Annotated in this window: 20 protein-coding genes; 5 read left to right on the top strand and 15 right to left on the bottom strand. The window is 52.7% G+C overall.

What is annotated here, in order from left to right:
* From ACEW8P_RS05055 to ACEW8P_RS05045, 3 genes are all read left to right on the top strand, one after another.
* Positions 1-222 (top strand): calcium-binding protein (locus ACEW8P_RS05055; protein ID WP_373512015.1); only part of this gene is annotated, 222 nt, incomplete at its 5' end.
* A 29-nt stretch (positions 223-251) separates the two neighbouring features.
* Complete coding sequence (locus tag ACEW8P_RS05050; RefSeq protein ID WP_373512014.1) at positions 252-1,148, top strand: sugar phosphate isomerase/epimerase family protein; 897 nt, start codon at positions 252-254, stop codon at positions 1,146-1,148.
* Between the two features lie 4 nt (positions 1,149-1,152).
* Entirely contained in the window at positions 1,153-3,699 is a 2,547-nt protein-coding gene (locus ACEW8P_RS05045; protein WP_373512013.1) for a PVC-type heme-binding CxxCH protein, read from the top strand.
* A 76-nt stretch (positions 3,700-3,775) separates the two neighbouring features.
* On the opposite strand, the gene ACEW8P_RS05040 is transcribed toward ACEW8P_RS05045, so the two are convergent.
* The 8 genes from ACEW8P_RS05040 to recQ form a co-directional block, all read right to left on the bottom strand.
* A complete protein-coding gene (locus ACEW8P_RS05040; protein ID WP_373512016.1) occupies positions 3,776-5,707 on the bottom strand; it encodes a M13 family metallopeptidase in 1,932 nt (643 codons plus the stop codon).
* 213 nt (positions 5,708-5,920) lie between these two features.
* Positions 5,921-6,451, bottom strand: coding sequence for a DUF421 domain-containing protein (locus ACEW8P_RS05035; RefSeq protein ID WP_373512012.1), 531 nt, complete (start codon positions 6,449-6,451; stop codon positions 5,921-5,923).
* The gene (locus ACEW8P_RS05030; protein ID WP_373512011.1) at positions 6,448-7,512 is read right to left on the bottom strand and encodes a potassium channel family protein; all 1,065 of its coding nucleotides are present in this window, start codon (positions 7,510-7,512) and stop codon (positions 6,448-6,450) included. Before ACEW8P_RS05030 ends, ACEW8P_RS05035 begins: the two co-directional genes overlap by 4 nt.
* Positions 7,513-7,703: 191 nt before the next feature.
* Positions 7,704-8,903 (bottom strand): L-2-hydroxyglutarate oxidase, encoded by a 1,200-nt coding sequence (lhgO, locus tag ACEW8P_RS05025; protein WP_373512010.1) that lies wholly within the window; start codon positions 8,901-8,903, stop codon positions 7,704-7,706.
* A 152-nt stretch (positions 8,904-9,055) separates the two neighbouring features.
* Complete coding sequence (locus ACEW8P_RS05020) at positions 9,056-10,243, bottom strand: anhydro-N-acetylmuramic acid kinase (protein WP_373512009.1); 1,188 nt, start codon at positions 10,241-10,243, stop codon at positions 9,056-9,058.
* 137 nt (positions 10,244-10,380) lie between these two features.
* Entirely contained in the window at positions 10,381-11,475 is a 1,095-nt protein-coding gene (locus tag ACEW8P_RS05015) for a stage 0 sporulation family protein (RefSeq protein ID WP_373512008.1), read from the bottom strand.
* A gap of 116 nt (positions 11,476-11,591) precedes the next feature.
* A complete protein-coding gene (gene purD, locus ACEW8P_RS05010; RefSeq protein ID WP_373512007.1) occupies positions 11,592-12,881 on the bottom strand; it encodes a phosphoribosylamine--glycine ligase in 1,290 nt (429 codons plus the stop codon).
* A gap of 64 nt (positions 12,882-12,945) precedes the next feature.
* Positions 12,946-15,153 (bottom strand): DNA helicase RecQ, encoded by a 2,208-nt coding sequence (gene recQ / locus ACEW8P_RS05005; RefSeq protein WP_373512006.1) that lies wholly within the window; start codon positions 15,151-15,153, stop codon positions 12,946-12,948.
* A gap of 94 nt (positions 15,154-15,247) precedes the next feature.
* Between recQ and ACEW8P_RS05000 the strand changes: the two genes are divergently transcribed.
* On the top strand, positions 15,248-16,225 hold the full coding sequence (locus ACEW8P_RS05000; protein WP_373512005.1) for an SIS domain-containing protein: 978 nt from the start codon (positions 15,248-15,250) through the stop codon (positions 16,223-16,225).
* A 3-nt stretch (positions 16,226-16,228) separates the two neighbouring features.
* Here the strand turns inward: ACEW8P_RS05000 and ACEW8P_RS04995 are convergent, their stop codons facing one another.
* The 4 genes from ACEW8P_RS04995 to ACEW8P_RS04980 all read right to left on the bottom strand — a co-directional run bounded on the left by ACEW8P_RS04995 (position 16,229) and on the right by ACEW8P_RS04980 (position 19,726).
* Positions 16,229-16,705, bottom strand: a complete 477-nt coding sequence (locus tag ACEW8P_RS04995) for a DUF4293 domain-containing protein (protein WP_373512004.1) — start codon at positions 16,703-16,705, stop codon at positions 16,229-16,231.
* 109 nt (positions 16,706-16,814) lie between these two features.
* The gene (rimO, locus tag ACEW8P_RS04990; protein ID WP_373512003.1) at positions 16,815-18,122 is read right to left on the bottom strand and encodes a 30S ribosomal protein S12 methylthiotransferase RimO; all 1,308 of its coding nucleotides are present in this window, start codon (positions 18,120-18,122) and stop codon (positions 16,815-16,817) included.
* Between the two features lie 117 nt (positions 18,123-18,239).
* Positions 18,240-18,854: a hypothetical protein gene (locus ACEW8P_RS04985; RefSeq protein WP_373512002.1), complete on the bottom strand. Its 615-nt coding sequence runs from the start codon at positions 18,852-18,854 to the stop codon at positions 18,240-18,242.
* Between the two features lie 98 nt (positions 18,855-18,952).
* The gene (locus tag ACEW8P_RS04980) at positions 18,953-19,726 is read right to left on the bottom strand and encodes an outer membrane lipoprotein-sorting protein (protein ID WP_373512001.1); all 774 of its coding nucleotides are present in this window, start codon (positions 19,724-19,726) and stop codon (positions 18,953-18,955) included.
* Positions 19,727-19,891: 165 nt separating this feature from the next.
* Between ACEW8P_RS04980 and ACEW8P_RS04975 the strand changes: the two genes are divergently transcribed.
* Entirely contained in the window at positions 19,892-20,218 is a 327-nt protein-coding gene (locus ACEW8P_RS04975) for a heavy metal-binding domain-containing protein (protein ID WP_373512000.1), read from the top strand.
* 109 nt (positions 20,219-20,327) lie between these two features.
* Here the strand turns inward: ACEW8P_RS04975 and ACEW8P_RS04970 are convergent, their stop codons facing one another.
* From ACEW8P_RS04970 to ACEW8P_RS04960, 3 genes are all read right to left on the bottom strand, one after another.
* On the bottom strand, positions 20,328-21,653 hold the full coding sequence (locus ACEW8P_RS04970; protein ID WP_373511999.1) for a TolC family protein: 1,326 nt from the start codon (positions 21,651-21,653) through the stop codon (positions 20,328-20,330).
* 128 nt (positions 21,654-21,781) lie between these two features.
* Positions 21,782-22,444, bottom strand: a complete 663-nt coding sequence (locus tag ACEW8P_RS04965; RefSeq protein ID WP_373511998.1) for an ABC transporter ATP-binding protein — start codon at positions 22,442-22,444, stop codon at positions 21,782-21,784.
* Between the two features lie 190 nt (positions 22,445-22,634).
* A partial coding sequence (locus tag ACEW8P_RS04960) for a pentapeptide repeat-containing protein (RefSeq protein WP_373511997.1) occupies positions 22,635-22,866 on the bottom strand: 232 nt, incomplete at its 5' end.

Raw genomic sequence — 22,866 nt, 5'->3', positions numbered from 1 at the left:
CTGACCAAAAAAGGGGGAAGCCGTGAAACAAAGCGCGTCGCGGTCGTGGGGCTGCACAGCGATTCGGACGGTTTTCGGGGCGACGATTTCCGGCTGCTGATCGAAATGGACGATTACAACTACCAAGTTCCGGTAAAGTATTCCCAACTCACTGACATCGAGGCCGACGAGGAGACGATGGAGATGTTTGAAATCTGGGAGTATTGGACGAAGCGGCGGTAACATCGTGTCATTATTTGAAGCCTAACATCATGAAAAATGCCTTTGCCCGCCGTAAATTCCTGAAAACCGCTTCCCTCGGCGCAGCCGGAGTGGCCGTGCTGAGTTCTTCTTCCGCTCATCCCGTTTCTAAAACTTCAAAACCCAAAAAAGTAGAACTCGCCATCGCGACCATTACCTGCGACGGCTTTGGAGATGAGAACTTCGAGAAAGCCTTTGAGATCATCCCCAAACTACCCTTCAAAAACGTAGAGTTTAATACTTGGTACGGCCGCAACCTCACGCCCGCCGGACTGGAAAGCATCGCGGAACGCTGCCGCAAGCACGGCCTGAAACCCATCAGCGTGCAGGGTACGGCCTTCGGTTCGAGTGGGCGAGTCGTTACGGACGTCGGCCATAAACTGTGGTGCATGGAAGCGGCCAAGCGGCTGGGTTGTCGGCGTGTGAAATTCACCGGGGCTAAGCGCGGGACGCAGGGCGGACTGGACAACGTGATCGAAACACTGAAAGAACTGGCTCCTGCCGCCGAGGCGATGGATATGCTGGTGCTGGTGGAAAATCACGCCGAGAACAACATCGAAAACATTGCGGATTACGACAAGATTTTCAGCGCGATCCCTTCGGCCAACGTCGGGATGTGCATGGACAATGCGCATTTCGACGGAGCTAACGTGAATTTGCTGGAAGTCGTAGAGCGTTTCCACAGCCGCATTCTGCACATCGACCTGAAAGAAACCGAGCGTTTGGGTATCCATAAAGTGGTGCGCTTCGGCGAAGGCGTGACCGATAACGCGGGCGTTATCGAGCGGATGCTTGGTCACGGTTACGAAGGGTACCTGGTCGTGGAAATGGCCCCGCCGCTGAGTCACGACACGGTGGAGAATGATTTGCGGAAGGCGTATGCGTTATTTCAGAAATATGAGAGTTAAATCCATGAACAGAGGAAAACTTCTGGTTTTGCTTACGGCATTACTTTTTTCTTTTCAAGATAAAGAACCAACCGCGCCCCTTCCCGAAAACCCGCCCCAGGTACTCGACGACCGCCTCGAACTGACCCTCGTCGCCGAAAACCCCGTCATCGTTACGCCCATCGGCATTGCGGTAGACAGCCTTGACCGCGTCTTTGTGCTGGAATCGAACACCCATCAGCCACCCGCCGACTATGCCGGGCCGAAGAGCGATCAGATCAAGATTTTTGAGGATAAAGATGGCGATGGACAACCGGAGAAAGCCTCCGTTTTCGCCGATGGCTTCAAAGAGGGCGTCAACATTGCCTTCTCGCCCACTGGAAATCTCTACGTCGTCACTTCCCGCGACGTGACGGTACTTTACGACCGCGATGGCGACGGACGTAGTGAAGACCGCAAGAAGGTACTTGAACTTACCGAACCCGACAAAGTGTACGCGCACTCGGCCTTGCTGGGCATTACGTTCTCGCCAGATGGCTGGCTGTACGTCTCGCGGGGAAATACAGGTGGAGCATTGTGGAAGTTGGTCGGTACCGACGGTTCGTCCGTTACGGGTTACGGCGATGGAGGGAATATCGTTCGCGCCCGGCCCGATGGCTCCCAACTGGAAGAAGTCGCGACGGGTTTCTGGAATCCGGTGGATGTCAAGTTCAGTGACACGGGTCATCTGCTCACCGTCGATAACGACCCCGACAGCCGAGGCCCAAATCGCCTCGTGGATGTTGTGTCGGGCGGCGACTACGGCTACCAATCGCTGTTCGGCGGCAGCGGCATCAATCCTTATTTGGCCTGGAACGGCGAATTGCCCGGTACTCTGCCCTACGCCGTCGGACTGGGCGAGGCACCGTCGGGCTTATTGAACGCCAATTTGGCCGCCCTGCCCGCAGATTATCGGGGTCAGATGCTAGCCAGTATTTGGGAAGAAAGCCGAATTGTGCGCATTGATTTGAAACCCGATGGCGTATCGCTCACGGGTAGCACGCAGGTGCTGGTGCAAGGTGGCGAAAACTTCCGCCCGGTGGCTTTCGCCACCGACAACAAAGGCAACATCTACTTTACCGACTGGGTGCTGCGCAATTACCCCAACCACGGCCGCGGACGGATTTGGAAACTATCTGCCAGGAAAAACGTGGCGGTAGAAAACCCCCAAAAACTATCCAAGTTGGCACCACCAGACTCGGCTTCCCTGCCGCTGCGGGTAGTTTACAACACCGGCCCCCACACCAACTTTGCCTACCTGGCCAAACGACTGACTTCCAGCGACCCCTTCATGCGCCACGCGGCGATGGTCATGCTGGCCCGTCCGTCTCACCACGAACAACTAGTACAGACGGTTAAAAGTACCGAACCGCTTATCCGAATCGGGGCGCTGCTGGCGCTGCAACGTTCCGGTTTTCGACCCGACAAAGGACTGATGCGGCAAATGCTGACCGACGACGACGCACGGGTTCGGCAGCGGGCAATGATGTGGGTAGGGAAGGCCGGACTGGTGGAATCCCGCGCAGATCTGGACAAGTCACTGACGGTAGGAACGCCTTCTTTATTGCTCTTCGAAACTTACTTGGAAACGATACGGCACTTGCAGCCCGAGTTCTTGAATATTTACCAGAATCGAGCTGAACCCTACACGAAGAAAATCGAGCGGCCTTTGCCCGAAAATTTTATTGAAAAATTCATAGAGGACAAGATACATCCCGTTGCGGTGCGTGCTATGGCGGTCAAACTACTCGATGAACCCGCGCAGAAGGCCGACTTGCTGCTCGCGCTTCTTGCTAAGGAAAAGGACGCCGGAATGCAGTTGGAGGTAGTTCGGTCGCTGGCTCAAATACCCGACGCGGCGATTGCTGAGAAATTGTTCCAAACGGCAAAATCGAGCGCCACCTCCCCCGAGGTCAGGGCAGAAGCTTTGCTGGCCCTGAGTCGTCAGCCGGGTAATTTTTCTGAGAAAATAAAACCCTTGCTCAAGGACAAATCGCCGGAAGTGCGGGCGGAAGCCGAACGGTACCTGCGCTTGTATGTGGGTAGGCCGCTGCCCGACCTTGTCAGTCGCCCCACTACCTACGAAGCCTGGGGAAAAGCCCTGCAAAAGGGCGGCGAAGCCAAACGCGGACGGCGGGTATTTTACTCGGTGCAGGCCGTTTGTGCCGCCTGCCACGCCATCGAAGGCCGGGGCGGCGACCTCGGTCCTGACCTGACGAACGTGGGGATGTCAAAATCGCTTAACCAACTCATTCGCGCCATCTTGCAGCCTTCGGCGGAAATCAGCCCCGAGTGGCAGGGCTGGTACGTCAATCTGAAAAATGGTGAGGCTTACATGGGGCGCCAGATCGATGTGAGCGAGAAAGAAATTGACCTTTTAACGCAGGACAAGGGCTTCGTGACTTTCCAGAAAAAAGACATGAAGGATTACGGGATGAGCAGGACTTCACTTATGCCAGATGGCTTGCAAAACCAACTGAGCGTTGAGGATATGCGCGACTTACTGGCTTTTTTGCAGAGCCGGGAGAAGTAGTTGTAAAAAAGGGGGGAAGATTAAGCGATAGTTCGCTTAATCTTCCCCCCTTTTTTACTTCAGAATAACGCCCTCCTTACCACAAATAAATCCGCTTCTCCGGTGCGACGTACAGCTTGTCGCCGGGCTTCACGTCGAAGGCCTCGTACCAGGCGTCCATATTGATGAGCGGGCCGATGGTGCGCCACTCGCCGGGTGAGTGCGGATCGACCAACACTTGCTGGGCGGCGGCTTCGGGCAGGATATTGGTGCGCCATACCTGCGCCCAGGCCAGGAAGAAGCGCTGATCGGGCGTAAAGCCGTCGATTTTTTTGTTCGATTTGCCTTCGGGCGTCATCTTAAAGGCGGTATAGGCCGCGTTCAGACCACCGAGATCACCAATGTTTTCACCCAGCGTCAGGCGACCGTTGACGTGGATCGTGTCCAGCACGGTATAGTTGTTGTACTGCTCCACGATGCGGTCGGCCAGTCCCACGAACTTCTTGCGATCATCGTCAGTCCACCAGTTGCGGAGGTAGCCGTCCTTATCGTATTGGCTGCCGCTGTCGTCGAAGCCGTGCGAAATCTCGTGGCCGATCACGGCGCCGATGCCGCCGTAGTTCACCGCGTCGTCGGCGTTCGGGTCGAAGAAGGGGAATTGCAAGATACCCGCCGGAAACACAATTTCATTCAGCACGGGACTGTAATAGGCGTTCACCGTGGGCGGCGTCATGCCCCAGCGGGTGCGGTCCACGGGTTTGCCCAACCGATCGACCATGTCCTTATAATCCCAGGCGTCGCCGTTCTTCACATTGGCATAAAACGTTGTGGGTTTAATGTCGAAACCCTGGTAGGTTTGCCATTTGTCGGGATAACCGATTTTGGGGGTAAAGTTGTGGAGCTTAGCCAGCGCCTTTTCCTTCGTCTCGGCACTCATCCATTCCAGACCGTTGATCCGCTGCTCGTAAGCTTTCACCAGGTTTTTGATCAACTGATCCATGCGTTGCTTGGCGGCGGGCGTGAAGTACTTTTTTACGTAAAGCTGCCCTAGTAGTTCGCCAATAGTGCGGTCGGTGAGCTGCGACATCCGCTGCCAGCGGGGCGTCTGTATTTTTTGCCCGGTCAGTACCTGATTGAAGGCAAAGGCCGCATCCACGAAATCGGAACTCAGGTAGCTAACCGATGATTTCAGCACGTTCCAGGTCAGGTAGGCTTTCAGGTCAGGCAGTGAAGTGGCGGCAAAAAGTGAATCGACTTTCACAAAAAACTTGGGATTATTCACCAGCACCGTGTCTTCTCCAGTCACCATCATCATGGGCATAACTTGCTTCCAATTGAAGTGAGGGGTACTTTTTGAGAAATCGGCCACCGACAGTTTATTGTAAGTTTTCTGCGGGTCGCGCATCTCTACGCGCGGCATTTGGGCGCGGGCCAGTTCGGTTTCCAGCTTGATGATGGCGTCGGCGTTCGCTTTGGCCTGCGCTTCGGAAGTACCCGTGAGCGTGAAGAGCTTTATGACATAGTCGTTATAAGCAGCGCGGATTTTCTGACTGCGGGCGTCATCTTTCAGGTAGTAGTCGCGGTCGGGCAGTGTGGTGCCGCCCTGCGAGAACTGTGGAATCATCACTTCCACGTCCTTACGGTCTTGACCCACATAAAAGCCAAAAAAGGGGCTACCCTCGCCCTCGGTACGGGCTTTGGCGATTTGCGTGATCGCGGCTTGCTTGCTATTGATGGCGTTGACTTTTTGCAGGTCAGATTTGATAGGGGTGTAGCCCAGTTTTTCGATTGCCGCGCTATCCATAGCCGATTTGTAAAAGTCGCTCACGCGCCGCTCGACCGAACCCGCCGGAGCGTTCTTGTTGATAGCGGCATCATCGAGCAAGCCGCGCACAGCCTCGATGTTGAAGTCGCGCAGGACGTTGAAACTACCCCAGCGCGTTTCCTTGGCGGGCACCGGGTTGTTTTTGATCCAGTTGCCGCTGGCATATGTGTAGAAATCATCGCCCGGCTTCACAGACATGTCCATGTTAGCGGGATCGATGAATTTTTCCGGAGTCAGGGGTTTTACGTCTTTTTTTTGGGCAAAGGTGTTTGTTTGCAGGATTACTAATCCGCAGAGCGCGAAGGCCAATACTTTAGTTTTATAAATCATTTTTTGAGATTAGGTTGATGTCTTAACTGTTGTTGGTGCAATGATAACAGCTTTTTTGGAAAATGATTTAGAGATTCAATTCAAAAACTACGCTTCGCTCACTACTCCTTCCAATAACTGGTCGTTCAGGGGAATATCCCCTTTTGATTTTTTCAAAACTGATACCTCACCTGAGCTTTCCAACACTACCGCGACGACCTGCCCGTAGTTGAAAACATTATTAGCGCGTAGCTTGGCCAATAGTTCGTCTTCCGTGAGTCGTACCGCGCGGAGATTGTCGTGCAGGATTCTCCCATCTTTCATCAATAGTGTGGGAGGGGTGTCCAGCCACTTCTTGATCAAACTACTTCGCGCTCGCAGCGTCGATACGAGGATTTGTAATCCGAAAAGCGAAACAAGTGCCGTCAATCCTTCCAGTAAGGCTACTTCGCGGTCTAGTACCGTGGTAGCCAACAAGGCCCCCATCGCCAGCGTAATTAGGATATCGAAACTGGAAAAAGTAGTGAAACTACGCAGTCCCACTACCCGTGTAATCAGAATGATGAGCAGGTAGAAAACCGTGCACGACAGCAGGATCCAAAGCAAGTGAAGCGGCGGCGCAGAAAACCAGGAGTTCATGAGGTGAGAAGTTTGTTGGCAAATGGTACATCGAGATCGGTTTCGTATTTCTCACCGCCGATATCGTCCCACTGCCAACCACCGTCTCGGAGATCGGCCAGCAGCAACTTCCGCCTTTTTTCCAGTCCGTGATACAATTCGCGGGCATCGAGTGGCGAAGTACGGTCGAGCTTTACGCCCGTATGATCTTCAATAATTTGAAAACGGGGCAAAGGCGGCGGTTCCGAGGCGGGTTCGAGGTAGGTAATGGTTGTGAGGTAAGCGGTGATGGCCCGACGCACCGACTGGAGTTGCAGCTCATCGGGGCGCTGAGCTTCGGGTACATGAAACATGAAAATCGTAAGCGCTTCATCCAGCGCCGTTAGCTTGAGAGCTATATTTTCGCTGGGGGTGTTGCTGTGCATGTAATGCAAGATAGGATAGGCCAGGTGGTTCTGGGTGTAAAGGAAAATCTCCGCCGAAAGGTCGCTGAGCGCCCCCGTAGCACTACTGAAGTCTTTACCGTTGTAGCTATTGATGACGATCTCCTCTGGCGTAGCTCCCAGACTGCTGATTTGCAAACTGAGCGACCGCTTATGAATGGCGTTGGAAAGTACGGGAACCAGGTAGGAGATCGACATGGTGACGAGTACCATCCCCACGAACGATATAAAGGAGGTGAGTATCCGCCAGAAGTCGTTTCCTGGCACGAAATCGCCCATGCCCAGTGTGGAGAGGGTATAGCCCACGTGGTACACTTTTTCGAAAATATCTGCCGGGGTTTTGTCCTGCCCCACCAGAATAGAATTAGTGTCGGCGGCGAAAATAAACGTAAAGCCCGTCCACAGCAACAGTATCCAGACGGTGATTATGGAAAAGATCGTCACCAATCCGATGTAGTTGAGCAACTGATTCCGCCCGTCGTGGCCCGCCAGCCATTGCATGAAATTGTATATGCCGCGCCCCAATCGCGCAGTTATAACTCCCTCGCCCGTGAGGACAAAGGCGGTGAAGGCAAAATCACTAGCTGCCAGAAGAACGAGGGCTATCCCGATCATAACTAGTAGTATACTGGTAACCATGCTCGTAGCGTGAGTTAAGGTCAAAAATACTAGTCCAAGAGAATCGTGCTAATACCAAAAGTCCCTCTAAAACTCCTTTTTTCGAGAAACCTAAGCCCCGATTCGGGAAGCAAGACCAGGCAGGATGTCACGCGCCAACGTTTCAAGTTTGTCGTGAGCGGTAACCGTCATCGACTTCCCCATCGCTTCCCTCACAGCCGCGCCAGCACTCGCTCCGAAATCGTCTGCCCGATGGACAGCGACGAAGTTGCCGCCGGAGATGGCGCGTTGACGACGTTGATGGCCGAGGTACTTTCCAGAATTGCGAAGTCGTCGAGCAGGCCGCCGTCATAGTCGCAGGCCTGAGCGCGAACGCCCGCGCCGCCGGGTTCGAGATCGGCAGACTGGATTTCGGGGATGAGCTCCTGCAGGGCTTTAGTGAAGGCGGCTTTGGAGAAGGAGCGGTACATTTCGCCCAGTCCCGTGCGCCAGTACTTGGCCGCTACCTTTCGGAAGCCCGGCCAGGCCAGGATATCCGAAAATTCTTTGAAGTTGAAGTTCATTTTGCCGTAGCCTTCGCGCCGGAAGGCCAACACGGCGTTGGGGCCCGCCTCTACCCCACCCTCGATCATGCGCGTGAAGTGAACACCCAGAAAGGGGAAATTTGGATCAGGAACGGGGTAGATTAGGTTTTTGACTAGATATTCTTTCTCAGGTTTTAGCTTATAGTACTCACCCCGGAAGGGAATGATCCGTACTTTGACTGACTCTTCCTGCGTAAGTTGCGCCACGGTATCAGAGTACAGCCCCGCGCAGTTGACAACGAGTTTGGCTTTGTACTCGCCGCCTTTTTCGGTGCTGATCTGTGAGCGGCCGTCGGTGTGTTTGATGTTAATTACTTTTTCTCCAAACCTTAGCTCCCCGCCCAGTTCCTTGATGCGCTTGGCATATTTCTCCGAAACCGTTTTGTAGTCTATGATTCCGGTGTATGGCACCCAAATCCCTTCCAGACCCTGCACGTGGGGTTCGATCTCACGCATTTCCTCGAAAGTGATTCTGCGGTTATCGGTCAAGCCGTTCTGCAAGCCGCGCTCGTGCAGACCGTGCAGAATGGGTACCTGCTCGGGGCGGGTGGCGACAACGATTTTGCCGCAAAGGTCGTAGGCGATGCCTTCCTTATCACAAAAATCCAGCAGCATCCGGTAGCCCCGGATGCAGTTGGTGGCTTTCAGGCTACCGGGCTTGTAGTACAGGCCGGAGTGGATCACGCCGCTATTGTGTCCCGTCTGATGCTGGGCCACGCTTTTTTCCTTTTCCAGCAATAGCAGCCGCAGCGTGGGCCGCTGCTCTTTCAGCCGCAGGGCGGTAGCTAATCCGACAATGCCGCCGCCGATGATGGTGATGTCGTACATGGTTGTGTAATTGTGTGATTGTGGAACGGGATCTCCCGCCCGGCGTGTAATTGTTGAAGAGTTGAGGCGGGGCAGCCCTTGCTGTTGAAGGGTAAACCAGCATATGCTGCTACCATACCCCTCATGCTTAAAATACTTTGCGCCTTTGCCCCTCAAAAAGGAAACGACACCTTCCCCATCCTCACGCTCGGAACGCCTTCGCGGGTGCCAAAGTCAGTGGTGCCTCCGGCGACGGTTTCGTTGGCAAGTATCGCAAAAAGTACCGCTTCCTTCGCATCTCCTGCTACGCCGAGTGCTTGCATGTCTTTTATTCGAAAATTGGGTAGTTGTTCGCGGATGTGTTGCATCAAGACCGGGTTGTGCGCGCCGCCGCCGCTGGCGTAGAGGGTGTACTGTGCGTTTTTGTCTATTGTATTGATGATTGCTTCCGAAATCGTCTCGGCGCTGAATCGGGTAAGCGTGGCAAGGAGATTTTTGGGTGAAGTACTTTCGGTATTGCTTTGCTTTTGTGCAGCCTGAACATAACCCGCGTTGAATACCTCCGGGCCGGTAGTTTTGGGGAAATCGACTTTAAAAAAAGCGTGGTTCTTCAGAGCTTCCAGTAGTTTCGGCTCGACTGTTCCGGCGGCGGCCAAGGCGCCATTCTCGTCGTAGGGCTTGTCGAAGTACTTCCTGGTAAAAGCATCCAGCAAAGTGTTGCCGGGGCCAGTATCGGTAGTAAATACTTCGTCGGCACGTTGGGTGGCGGGCAGGTAAGTAAAGTTAGCGATGCCGCCCATATTCAGTAGGATACGGTTCTCGCCTTTTTTTGAAAACAAAAGATAATCGCCGTACACAGCCAAAGGTGCGCCTTCACCGCCCGCCGCGATGTGCTTTTGCCGAAAATCGCTGACAGTAATAATACCCGTCGTGACGGCTATGTGGTCGCCGTCGCCGATTTGCAGCGTGGCATTGGGGTAGTCTGCCAGGCCGTGCTGCTTCTTGGGCGCGTGATAGACCGTCTGCCCGTGGCTGGCGATCAGGTCGATTTCGCCAAGAGCGATTTTCCAGGTTTCCAGGCACCCCAGCACCATCCGTCCGTGCTGAGTACCGATGTGGGCGTTTAGCAAACACAGGTGCTGAAAATCGACTTCCCTTTTGGCAAAAACTTCTCTGATCTTTTCCCGAAATTCTTCCGTGTAAGGAACCGTAGCAAAATCCTCCACAACCACCTCTGTCGCCAGACCACTCTCACTAACTCTACACAAAGCCACGTCCAAACCATCCAGTGAAGTACCGGACATCAGACCGATGATCCGGCGGGATGTTTTTTGGGAGATGTTATAGAGTTTTTGAATCATTATTTTGGCGTGACGACGATAAGGGGGGTGGGTAGTTGTGATCCTCTTTTTAAAATTTTTATCAGAAAAAAGGCTGTCCGGTATGGACAGCCCTTATAATTTCCCTGTCTGTATTGTCGTAATCGAGAGCAAATTCCTTACTCCTTCGCGCCCCCGCTTTTCCCAGAGGGATTACGCGATTTGCTCCGGGGTTTGTTCCGGTTTTTCTTGCGCTTTTTCTTCTTGTTGGCTTCGCTGTATTTGCGATCCAGGCTTTCGAGGTCAGTGCTAAGCGACCCGGCTTCTTTGGTTTCCTCAGCCAAAGCAACCTCAGGCATTACCATGATTTCCAGCGTTTCGGGTACCTCGCCTTTTTTGTTTAAAACGAGAATCTCCTTCACTTTTTCGGCGGCGACAGGATACCAATTGTTGTCCTTCTCGAAGCTGAAATACATAATCCGCTTAAAGATGTCTGTCTTTTGCAGGACGGCGTTACCTTTCTTGGTTTTCAGCGGAGCGTGTACCTTCGGAATGTGGCTCAACGCGTCGATGTAGGTTTCCAACTCGTAGTTGAGGCAGCATTTGAGCCGTCCGCATTGACCCGATAGCTTAGCCGGGTTGAGCGACAGGTTCTGGTAGCGGGCCGCCGAAGTGGAGATGGTCTTGAAATCCGTGATCCAGGTCGAGCAGCAAAGCTCGCGACCACAGGATCCCACGCCGCCCAACCGTCCGGCTTCCTGCCGCAGACTGATCTGCCGCATCTCGACGCGGATTCTAAACTCGGTGGCCAGTAGCTTGATCAATTCCCTGAAATCTACCCGTTCCTCAGAAGAGTAGTAGAACGTAGCCTTGGAGTTGTCGGACTGGAACTCCACGTCCGACAGCTTCATGTTTAGCTTCAAACTCCTGATGATTTCGCGGCTGCGGTACATTGTCGGCAAGTCGCGGGCGATGGTCTGTGTATGCCTTTCGAGATCTTTCTCATCGGCCACGCGGTGGATCACCTTCAGATCATCGTTAACTACGACGCTCTTGCGCTTCATTTGTAGCCGCACGAGTTCGCCTTGTAGCGACACCATTCCTACGTGGTGGCCCGACTGCATTTCGCAAACCACGAAATCGCCCGTGGTCAGGTCAAGTTGGTTGACGTTGCGGAAAAACTCCTTTCGCCCGCCTTTGAACTTTACTTCCAGCACGTCGAAGCGCTGCGCCACGGGTATTTCCATGTGGCTCAGCCAGTCGAACGTATTCATTTTATTACAACCACCCGTTCCGCAGTTGCCATTGCTTTTGCAGCCAGGGGCTGCGCCACCATCGCTGGAGCCGCAACCGCCGGATGAACATGATATGCATCCCATAATCTATATCCTCAATCTTTATATCGTAAGAGATCGAGGCCGATATCATGGCGGTAGTATTTTCCTTCAAACTGAATCGTCTGGGCCGCTCGCTGTGATTTGTGAACGGCATTTTCCAAAGAGTTCGCAATGCCCGTGAGGACCAATACTCTTCCACCGTTGGTAACGACCTCCGTATTGCCATTGAATGCGGTTCCGGCATGAAACACCATCACATCCTCGGCTTTATCCGTATCGGCAATTACCTTGCCTTTTTCATAGTCGCCGGGATAGCCTCCCGACACTACCACCGTTGTGACAGCCACCTGTGGCGAGATTGTCATGGGGACATCTTGTAAATTCCCCTTCGCCGTGGCCATCAGCAGCGTTACCAAATCCGACTGGATGCGCGGAAGCACCACTTCGGTTTCTGGATCGCCCATGCGCACATTGTACTCGATCACGTAAGGTTCTCTCTTGACGCTCATCAGGCCAATAAAGATGAACCCTACGTACTTTATGCCCTCCTGCCGTAGCCCATCCAGCGTGGGTTTCACGATTTTTTCCTCTACTTTTTTTAAAAATGCTTCGTCAGCGAAAATTACGGGCGATACGGCACCCATGCCTCCGGTATTCAGTCCGGTGTCGTTCTCGCCGATACGTTTGTAATCTTTGGCTTCGGGCAAGATTTTGTAATTCGTACCGTCAGTCAGAACAAAAACAGACAACTCGACACCTTTCAGGAATTGCTCCACGACCACGCGATTGCCCGCCGCACCGAATTTTCCGTCCACCAGCATTTCCTGCAAGGTCTGCTGGGCCTGTGCTACCGTCTCAGCGATGATAACACCCTTCCCCGCCGCCAGTCCGTCGGCTTTAAGAACGACGGGCAACGCGTGCGATTGTAAGTAAGCCATGCCCTCGTCAAGCGTATCGGCCGTGAAGGTGCGGTAGCTGGCGGTGGGAATCCCGTATTTTTCCATAAAAATTTTGGAAAAATCCTTGCTTCCCTCCAACTGCGCCCCAGCTTGATCAGGCCCAATGAGTCGGACATGGTTCAATTCAGGACGAGCTTGCAGGAAATCGATGATGCCCCGTACCAGCGGTTCCTCGGGACCAACAATGACGAGTTCGATGCTCTTTTCAGATATCAAAGCGGCAACGGCTTCAAAATCGTTATAGGCTATCGAAACGTTGGTCGCTACCGCCGCCGTTCCGGCGTTGCCGGGGGCTACGTACAAATCGTCGCAGAGCGGACTCTGCGCCACCTTCCAGGCGAAAGCGTGTTCGCGCCCGCCCGAACCCAGTATTAATATGTTCATATAGTAGTAATCTGGCTTCTCCCATTTTCCGGAAAAGCTCATTCATGTTTTCGTGTGTGTGGAGCTAGTTGGCGAATTCCGACATAAACTTGATTCGCACCAGCCTCAACTCTTCTTCCGTGACGTCCTCGTCGGCAAATTCTTCCAGGGCGGCGGCCATGTTGTCGGTTTCGGCGGTCATGAAGTATTCCTTGATCTCCTGCTGCCGATCAGCGTCGATGACTTGGTTGATATAGTAGTTGAGGTTGAGTTTGGTACCCGAGTAGCAGATGTGCTCTATTTCTTCGATGAGTTCATCCATCCCCAGCCCCTTGGCATCAGCGATTTCCTCCAAATCGACCTTGCGATCGACCTGCTGGATAATGTAAATCTTAATCTTAGACTTGTTGACCATCGACTTTACGACCACATCCTTGGCCGTTTCAATCTCGTTTTCCTCGACGTACTTGGTGATGGCGTCAATGAATTGATTGCCGAATTTCTGCACCTTACCCATACCCACGCCGTTGACCTGCGACATCTCTTGCGCGGTCGTCGGATACACCGTGGCCATTTCTTCCAGCGAGGGATCTTGGAAAATCACGTAAGGCGGCAGGTTTTTCTCCTTGGCCACTTTCTTGCGCAGGGCCTTCAACAGCGATAGCAGCGCCTCATCGTAGGCGTGGCCGCCGTTGGCGGATGGGCCGCCATTGTCGTCATCGTCTTTGCTCACTTTTTCTTCGTAATTGTGATCCGCGTGGATCGTGATCGGATAAGAACCACCCAGGTAGGTGTCGCCGCGCTCCGAGAGGCGCAGCACGCCGTAGTTCTCGATGTCTTTGACAAGGTAATCGAAAATCACCAATTGCCTAATGAGCGACACCCAAAATTCGTGCGAAGCATTGAGTTCTTTACCCTTACCGAATACGTCGAGTTTATCGTGTTCGTAGCTGCGAACGTACTGGTTTTCCTTGGCCATGAGGAGGTCAGCTATGTGTTCACCATCGAAGCGCCCCTCGGTCAGTTTCACCGCTTTCAGGATCAGCGTAGCCTCCTCCTGAACGGTGGAAGTTTCGGTCGGCTTCATGCAGTTATCGCAGAAACCGCAGTCTTCCCCGTAATATTCGCCAAAGTAGCTCAGCAGCTGCCTACGCCGGCATACGCCAAGGTTGGCGTATGCCACCATTTCGCCCAGCAGGTGGCGGGCGTTATCGCGCTCAGTGACCGACTTGTCTTTATTGAATTTTTCCAGTTTCTGAATATCCGCGTAGCTGTAAAACATCAGGCAGTTACCTTCCAACCCGTCGCGGCCGGCGCGGCCTGTTTCCTGGTAGTAGCCTTCCAGCGACTTGGGGACATCGTAGTGAATCACGAAACGTACATCGGGCTTGTCGATACCCATGCCAAAGGCAATCGTGGCCACGATCACCTCCACGTCCTCGTTCAGAAAAGCATCCTGGTTGGCCATGCGGGTGTGAGAATCTAGTCCGGCATGATAAGGCAACGCCCGTACATCGTTGACGTTCAGCAAAGCGGCAATTTCTTCCACCTTCTTGCGGCTCAAGCAATAAATGATACCCGACTTGCCTTTATTGTGGTGGACGTAACGAATGAGTTGCTTCTTGACGTCGTGCTTGGCACGAATCTCGTAATAAAGATTCTCGCGGTTGAAGGATGACTTGAAGGTTTCGGCCTCCTCCATTTGCAGATTTTTGCGGATGTCCTGCTGCACCTTAGGCGTAGCGGTGGCCGTAAGGGCAATGATCGGTAGGTCGCCGATGTCATCGATAATGCCGTGAATGCGACGGTACTCAGGCCGGAAATCGTGGCCCCATTCCGATATGCAGTGCGCCTCGTCGATGGCGACGAAGGAGAGATTGGTTTTTTGTAAAAAATCGAGATTCTCCTCCTTCGTCAGCGACTCGGGAGCGATGTAGAGCATTTTCAAACTACCGTCGAGCGCGTCGCGCTTCACACGGGTGATTTCGGCCTTGGTAAGCGTCGAGTTCAGGAACTGCGCGTTGATACCGAAGGCGTTGAGCTGATCCACCTGATTCTTCATCAAGGCGATCAAAGGCGAAATCACGATCGCCATGCCGTCTTGAACCAAGGCCGGCAACTGGTAGCACAACGACTTACCCGCCCCGGTGGGCATGATAACAAAGGTGTTCTTTCCAGCTAAAATATTGTTGATAATGATTTCCTGATCGCCCCGAAACTGGCTGAATCCGAAAATCTCCTTCAAACTAGTTCTTAAGGTACCTGGGGCGACTTGCTCGGTCTGTTCTATCATCTTATGTGTCTGCGGGAGGATTTTTCCAAAGTTCTCTACCTTTGCTTAGTCAGATTATTTTTAAAGGTAATAAATCCGGGAAAAGGATTCAAAATTGAAGTTAGCAAAAAATATTCAGTCCATCGCAAAAGAAGTGTTGGCCCGAGAAGCCGAGGCGATTCAAAACCTGGTAGCACTTATCGACGAATCGTTTGAAAACTGCGTGGAGACTATTTTGCAGGCGGGCGGGCGGGTAGTCGTCACGGGCATCGGCAAAAGCGCCCTCGTGGGCCAGAAGATCGTTGCTACGCTCAACTCCACCGGAACGCCTGCCCTGTTCATGCATGCCGCCGACGCCATTCATGGCGATCTGGGCATGATTCAAGCCGGGGATGTGGTCATCGCCATTTCCAAGAGCGGCAATACGCCCGAGGTAAAGGTACTTCTTCCGCTGCTAAAAAGAGCAGGAATTATCCTGATCGCGATGGTTAGCAACCAGGATTCTTATCTTGCCCGAAACGCCGACTTCATTCTCCACGCCCACGCCCCTCACGAAGCTGACCCACTAAACCTCGCTCCTACTACCAGCACTACGGTCTGCATGGCCCTGGGCGACGCCCTCGCGATCTGTCTGCTGGAAGCGCGGGGGTTCACGCGGCAAGATTTCGCCCGCAACCATCCGGGGGGTAGTTTGGGCAAGAAACTCTACCTGCGCGTCAGCGACATTTACCCCCACAATGACTTACCCGCTGTGCCGGAGACAGCTAATTTAAAAGAGGTGATTCTGGAAATTAGCTCGAAAAGGCTGGGAGCCACGGCGGTGTTGAAGGCGGAAGATGGTACTTTGGCCGGCATCATCACGGACGGCGACCTGCGGCGGATGCTCAGCCAGCACCCCGACCGCCAACTACTTCACCTGACCGCCCACGACATCATGACGCCCTCGCCCATCGGCGTTGCCCCAGACGACTATGCCGTGAACGCCCTGCAAATCATGCAGGCACGGAGCATCACGCAACTTGTGGTCGTGGAAGGTGAAAAGCTGAAGGGCTTCGTGCATTTGCACGATTTGTTGAAGGAAGGGTTGATTTAGCGCCTACCGCATACGGTTCGACTCCTTCACCAACTTCTCATCGCGGCGAATGAAGCGATTAGCCGCTACATTGGCGAGCATCGCCACCACCAGCGCGTAGAAGCCGACAAGATAGTCGCCCGTTTCACCTTCATCGAAAAGCTTTGCCGTCTCGTAAAAGGTTTGATAGACGACAGTAGCCAGAAGCACGGTCATCAAAATAGAATTGACCGCACACAAAGCCGATTGCATGAGACGGTTGCGGTACTTAAAAATGGCAAAAATCGCCACGCCAATCACCAGAATCGCCATTCCTGCCACGTAATAGACGGGTTGGATTCCCGTCTGCACGGGCGTGGCCTTGAAAGTCAGTCGAAAAGCGGTCATTGAAGCTTCATGAACGCCATCTGATCCCATTTTGTACCAAAGAGGAAAAGCTAAAAATACGCCCATCGCGATGGCGACGATGGCGAGAAAGAGAGTTTGAAGTCTTTGTAACAATTTAATGGAGAGTTGATAGTGGAGAGTTGAGAGCATCAACCTTCCAATTATTGAACATAAATTTAAAGCCTAGATGACTGCGCAAATTTAAAAAAATGCGGAGTTTTCCTTATACCACCTCGCCGTACAAATCAAACTCTTCCGCCGAAATGATTTTTACATCCGCAAAATCCCCCAGGCGAACGTACTGCTTGGCCGACACAAGTACTTCGTTATCTACCTCCGGTGAGTCGAACTCCGTGCGGCCGATAAAGTACCCGCCTTCCTTACGGTCGAAAAGTACTTGGTAGGTTTTGCCGATTTTTTCCTGATTTAATTCCCACGAAATGCCTTGCTGCAATTCCATAAGCGCGTCGGCTCGTTCCTGCTTGATTTCGGCGGAGATGTCGTCTGGCATGGTGTGCGAGTGGGTGTTGTCCTCGTGCGAGTACTGGAAAGCACCCAAGCGGTCGAAGCGCATTTTTTCCACGAACTCGTAGGTCTCGTCGAAATAGGCCTCAGTTTCGCCGGGATGGCCGACGATGAGCGTAGTGCGCAGGGCGATGCCCGGCACGCGCTCCCGAATCGTCTCGATCAGGGCCTCCGTTTTCTCGCGCGTGATACCGCGTCGCATGGATTTCAGTATTTCCGTCGAGCCGGATTGCAGTGGCATGTCGAGGTACTTGCAGATATTACTCCGCTCGTTCATCACGTCCAACACATCGGTTGGAAAGCCAGCCGGGTAGGCGTATTGCAGCCTGATCCAGTCGATGCCCTCCACGTCGGAAAGCCGCGCCAACAGATCGGAGAGGTTTCTTTTTTTGTAAATATCCAGTCCGTAGTAGGTCAAATCCTGGGCGATGAGGATCAACTCTTTCGTACCGCGCTTCGCCAGCGATTTGGCCTCATTCACTAACTCCTCGATGGGCCGCGATACGTGGCCGCCGCGCATGAGCGGAATGGCGCAAAAGCTGCACGGACGGTCGCAACCCTCAGCGATTTTGAGGTAGGCGTAGTGCGTCGGCGTGGTCAGCAACCGCTCGCCGACAAGCTCGTGCTTATAGTCGGCTTTGAGAGTTTTGAGCAGGCGGGGTAGCTCGTTGGTACCAAACCAGGCATCCACCGTCGGGATTTCCAGGGCCAGTTCGTCCTTATAGCGGTGCGACAGGCAGCCCGTTACGTACACTTTGTCCACCGCGCCCGCGGCCTTGGCGTCGGCGTAGCGCAGGATGGTGTCGATGGATTCTTCCTTGGCCCCGTCAATGAAGCCGCAGGTGTTGATGACCACGATCTGGGCGTCATCTTTCTTCGACTCGTGCGCTACGTTGTAGCCGTTGCCTTTCAGTTGCGTGAAAAGTACTTCCGAGTCCACGAGGTTTTTAGAACAACCCAGTGTGACGATGTTGACTTTATTGGTACGTATTCCTTTGGTTTTCATAAGTGGCGTCGGGCTTCGGCTGCGCTCAGCCTGACAAGGCTATCAGCTTTTTTGTTAAATCGCTTGGTATGAAGCGAAATTGGGGGGCAAAGGTCGGGAATTTTTAGACAAAAAGGACTACGGAAGAAACACAAATCGCTTATGTGTCCAAGTCGTTTCGACTTCGGGAAAGTATTCACTAATAACCTCATAGCCAGGCATACGGCCCGATAAGGTAAAATGTTCGCCATTTCTAAGATGGTAGGTCAAGTACCAGTTGCTCATTCTGGAATCACCTGCTGACAGGCTATCTATCCGCTCAACATCACCAGAATGCAACATGAAGGTCCGGTCGGGAAGCTTTACTTCAACCGCCTGATGGTCAGGATGCGTAATTATCACCACGCCTTTTATGTATTTCCAATTGTTGAGCAGAAGAATTAGATTTAACACTCCGCTTCCCCAAAAAACGATCAACATAAGAAACAGCATGACATAAACCAGCATAGGGGAGTCGTTGGATGAGACGGGAATTCTGAAAATCATGAACGAGAGTATAATCGCCATCACAAACAACCCGAAGGTTATAATTCCTTCAAAACCCGTGAAGTACCTAAATTCAGAAATCTGGTACACCCGACTCATTTTGAGGGGCGAGTTCTCTCCAACCGTATCACGGGTGTACTTGAGCAGCCGCCACATTCCCCAGGCAAAAAGCCCGAAGATGAAAACGAATATCAGAAAGGTATCCATGACAGAATGCTACTGCTTCTAGTGAAATTCAAGACTAGCAAGTTGTTCGGTCAGGCAGTAGTACTTTTTTAGGATTGGGTGCCGTAACGAATAAGCCTTCACTTCGGAAAAGCAAATAGTTGAGGCTCCACCTCAATATTGGTTTCAATGCGTTCCAATACAATCGTCTCGCCGGGCATTCCGTTGTAGCTAATCGTGCTGGTAAAGGGAAACAGCAATCCCTCGACTTCGCGGTAATCGTCCAACAACGTTTCTACCGAAGCCCCTTTGGTTTGCCCACTCAGGGAAGTGTTGCGCATGGCCACGGGCAGGTAGCTTTCGGGGTCAAAGAAGTAGTACACGGCGTTTTCCTGCGACTGACCGTCCACCTTTACCGGGTTTTTGGTCAGCTTGATTTTGATGGCGTCCAGGCCTTCGATCGCCTCCGTGCCTTCCAGCGTCGCCACGTAGCCTTTGTCTTGATAATGCAGAAAGGCGTCGGGAAAGTCGCCGACTTGCTGCTTTGTGTTGGCGTTGGCTTCGGCATTCATTTCTTCGGCCCGCTGGGTCATGAAGTTGGTACTCCAGCCCGTCTGACCGTCGAAAGCCATTTGAGTCGTTTCCTGACCCTGAAACTTGATGCTGACCTTTTGCTGTCCTTCCTTCGTCTGAATGATCGTGACGGGGATTTCCATGCCTTGCACCGTCACGGTACCGTTCATGCGAACGTTTTGCAGCGAGTCCCAGCGGCTCCTGCCGCCGCTTATCTCGAAGTACTTGTCCAGAATGCTATCGACGGTTGGGGCTTTCGCTGGTATTGCCGTTGCCGACTTTTGAGCCTGAACGGCGGGAATAAAAAGTAGAAAAGCGAAGAGTATTTTGATTGGTTGCACAGATAAGGTACTGGTTGAATGAAAGTGATAGGTAAGCAGAGGAGGAGAAGCCATAGGCACGTAATTTTACCTCTCAAAGATTCCCGCGTCCGCTCATCGACAGAACCAACGCTGGCTTTCTACCTCTTCGTATTTTACCCAAAATTAATCATAACCAATTAAAAAATGCTCATCATCACTACTTCCAACATCGAAGGCAAAAACATCACCAAGTACATCGGCATCGTCAACGGCGAAGCGATCATCGGGGCCAACATAGTCAAAGATTTCTTCGCGGGGATTCGCGACGTGGTCGGCGGGCGGGCCGGGGCCTACGAACAGGGCCTGCGAGAGGCCAAAAGCATCGCCCTGCGCGAAATGTCCGAGCAAGCCGAGCGACTCGGTGCCAACGCCGTCATCGGCGTGGATCTCGACTACGAAGCCATCGGCCCCAACGGCTCTATGCTCATGGTCAGCGCGAACGGGACGGCCGTGGTAGTTGAAAGTCTATGAGTCTATGAGTCTATGAGTCTATGAGTCTATGAGTCTATGAGTCTATGAGTCTATGAGTTAGGAATTCGCAGTTCCAGAGCATCTACTCATGAACTTATAAACTTTCAACTCAAAAAACCCCTTCCCAACTAGCCTGCCGATAATATTGCAGGATTTTGCGGTTCATGATGTACTCGTAGGTGGCGCGGATGGCGTTGGCCTGGGCGCGGGCGAGATTTGCCTTTGAGAGAGAATACTCGAAGATCGTGGCCGTACCAGCGTTCAGTCGGCTTTCTACCGTGGCGTAGCTGGCTTCCAGAGCTTCGGCATTTTCACGGGCGACCTGGTAGCGGTCTTGCGAAGCGGTTACGTTCAACAGGGCTTGCTCGATGCCCTGGCGGAGTTCCAGTTTGTTCTGATCCAGTTGGTTGCGGGCGACGCGCTCTTGAACCTGAGCCAGTTCGACGCGCGGACGTGTCTGCCAGCGGCCCATGATCGGGATGTAAAGATTCAGACCTAGCGAACCGTTACGGGTGGCATTGAGTTGGGCGAAGTAGTCTAGTTGCTTATTGGTGGAAGCATAAAAAGCCCCGAAATCGGCGGAAGCGTTTAGCGAAGGATAGTTGCGTCCTTTAATGGATTTGACCAGGTAGTTGAAACTTTGTCGCCGCAATTCGGCGGCGCGAATGAAGGGGAAGTTTTGCTGGGTTTCTTCAAATAGATCGGCAGCGGACAAAGGGGTGGGTTCGTTTGCAGTCACGCTCAACGGACGGAATTCTGTGTCGGGATCAGGTGGCAGATTGAGTAGTTGAAAAAGCGCCAGACGGGCCATCCGATAGCTATTCAGAGCCGTTACCTCGTCGAATTTATCGTTACTGAACTGCGCCCGGATTTCGTACAAGCCGTTGGCTCCCACCACTCCCGCTTTCACCTGCTTCTCCACGCGATCCACCTGCTCTTCGGACGTGGCTACCTGCTGCTGCGCCGACTCGTGCAGCGCCTTAGTCGCCAACACCTGCACATAAGCTTGCACCATGAGTAAGAGTTGCGCGTCGCGCACGGCGACGCTGTTTTCCAGGGCTGATTCTTTCAGCAGTTTGTTCTGACGAATTTCATTTTGTACACTAAATCCCTGAAAAATAGTTTCACTAACCCTCGCTCCCACGTAGCTAGAATTGTACAATTGGTCGATGTAGGCATTGGTAAAGCGGTCGATGCTTCGGCCCAAATTCACGCTTTGGCTCAGGTTAATGCCAAGCTGCGGCAACTGCTGCGACTTGGCCTGCCGCCACTGCGCCTGCGCCGCTTCGGCCTGCAATTGTCCGTCGCGAAAAATCAGGTTGTTTTTGGTCAAAAGCTCAGCGCACTCCTGCAAACTCAACATCTGCTGCGCCGAAAGCGGAAAATAAACCAGACAAAAACACCCCACCAACCACCGCTGCCCGGGGCGTTTCAATATTTGAAAAATGGTTCTAAAAAAAATCATGGCTAATTTAAATAACATATTATAGATGAGGCCAATGCCGGACATAACATGAGTTCTCGCAGTCTCGAAAATCTCATAATTCATCACTCATCACTAAACTAGGCCATCCAACCATCTTTGAGCCGCACCACCCGATTGCCGTAGGCGGCGTTTTTCTCCGAGTGCGTGACTTGAATGATCGTTACCTTATCCTCTTTGTTGAGTTTCTGGAAAAGCTCCATGATGTCCTCGGCTTGCTCGGAGTGAAGATTTCCGGTAGGTTCGTCGGCAAAAATGACTTTTGGTTCATGGACAATTGATCGCGCTACGCCAACTAGTTGCTGCTGTCCGCCCGATAACTGGCTAGGGAACAGATCTTTCTTGGCTACCATGTTGAAACGGTCAAGGAGTTCGGCCACGCGACTCTTGCGCTCCGCCGATGGCGTGCCTTTGTAAAGCAGTGGCGTTTCGATGTTTTCGTAGACCGTAAGTTCGTCAATGAGGTGGTACGCCTGGAACACGAAGCCGATGTGGTGGCGGTGTAGCTCGGTGCGTTTCTTTTCGCTGAGTTGTTGTACGGGCTCGTCCAGGAAGAGGTACTCGCCTTCGGAAGGTTCTTCCAGTAATCCCAGAATATGGAGCAAAGTAGATTTTCCCGAGCCGGACGGCCCCATGATGGACACGAACTCGCCTTCCTTGACATTCAGGCTGATGTTGCGCAGAACATAAACTTTGCCGAATCCGGCGGGGTAGTGCTTGGCGATGTTTTTGAGTCGAATCACTTATTTAATGGATAGTTGACAATGGATAATGGACAATTATTGCTATTCTTAACTTGGTATGCCAAATAGCGTACCATGAAATGGTTTTGCTGATAGTCAGCATTTTATAAAATCGTAAAACAAAAAAATGTCCGAAATCGCACAATAGTTGTACGGTTTCGGACAGTGGATGATGACATCCTTGCTGGGATCACATATCATAACGCCCCTTGGTGTATTTGAAATCGGGGCGACTTCGGAAGCTGGCGTTGGAGAAGTCACCCGCGCGGTTGAAGTCGGCATATTTGAAATCAGCGTCACCGCTGAAACGAGTTTTAGTGAATTTAGCACCGTCGCTGAATTCGGCGTATTTGAAATCGGCATCGTCGTCGATACGGGCATCGGTGAAGAGGGCCGCGCCACGAAAATCGGCGTACTTAAAG

Origin of the sequence: Persicitalea sp., from assembly GCF_041751555.1 — a bacterium.
GTDB lineage: Bacteria > Bacteroidota > Bacteroidia > Cytophagales > Spirosomataceae > Persicitalea.
The sequence above is the reverse complement of the archived record's forward strand: the minus strand, read 5'-3'. Positions and strand labels throughout refer to the sequence as shown.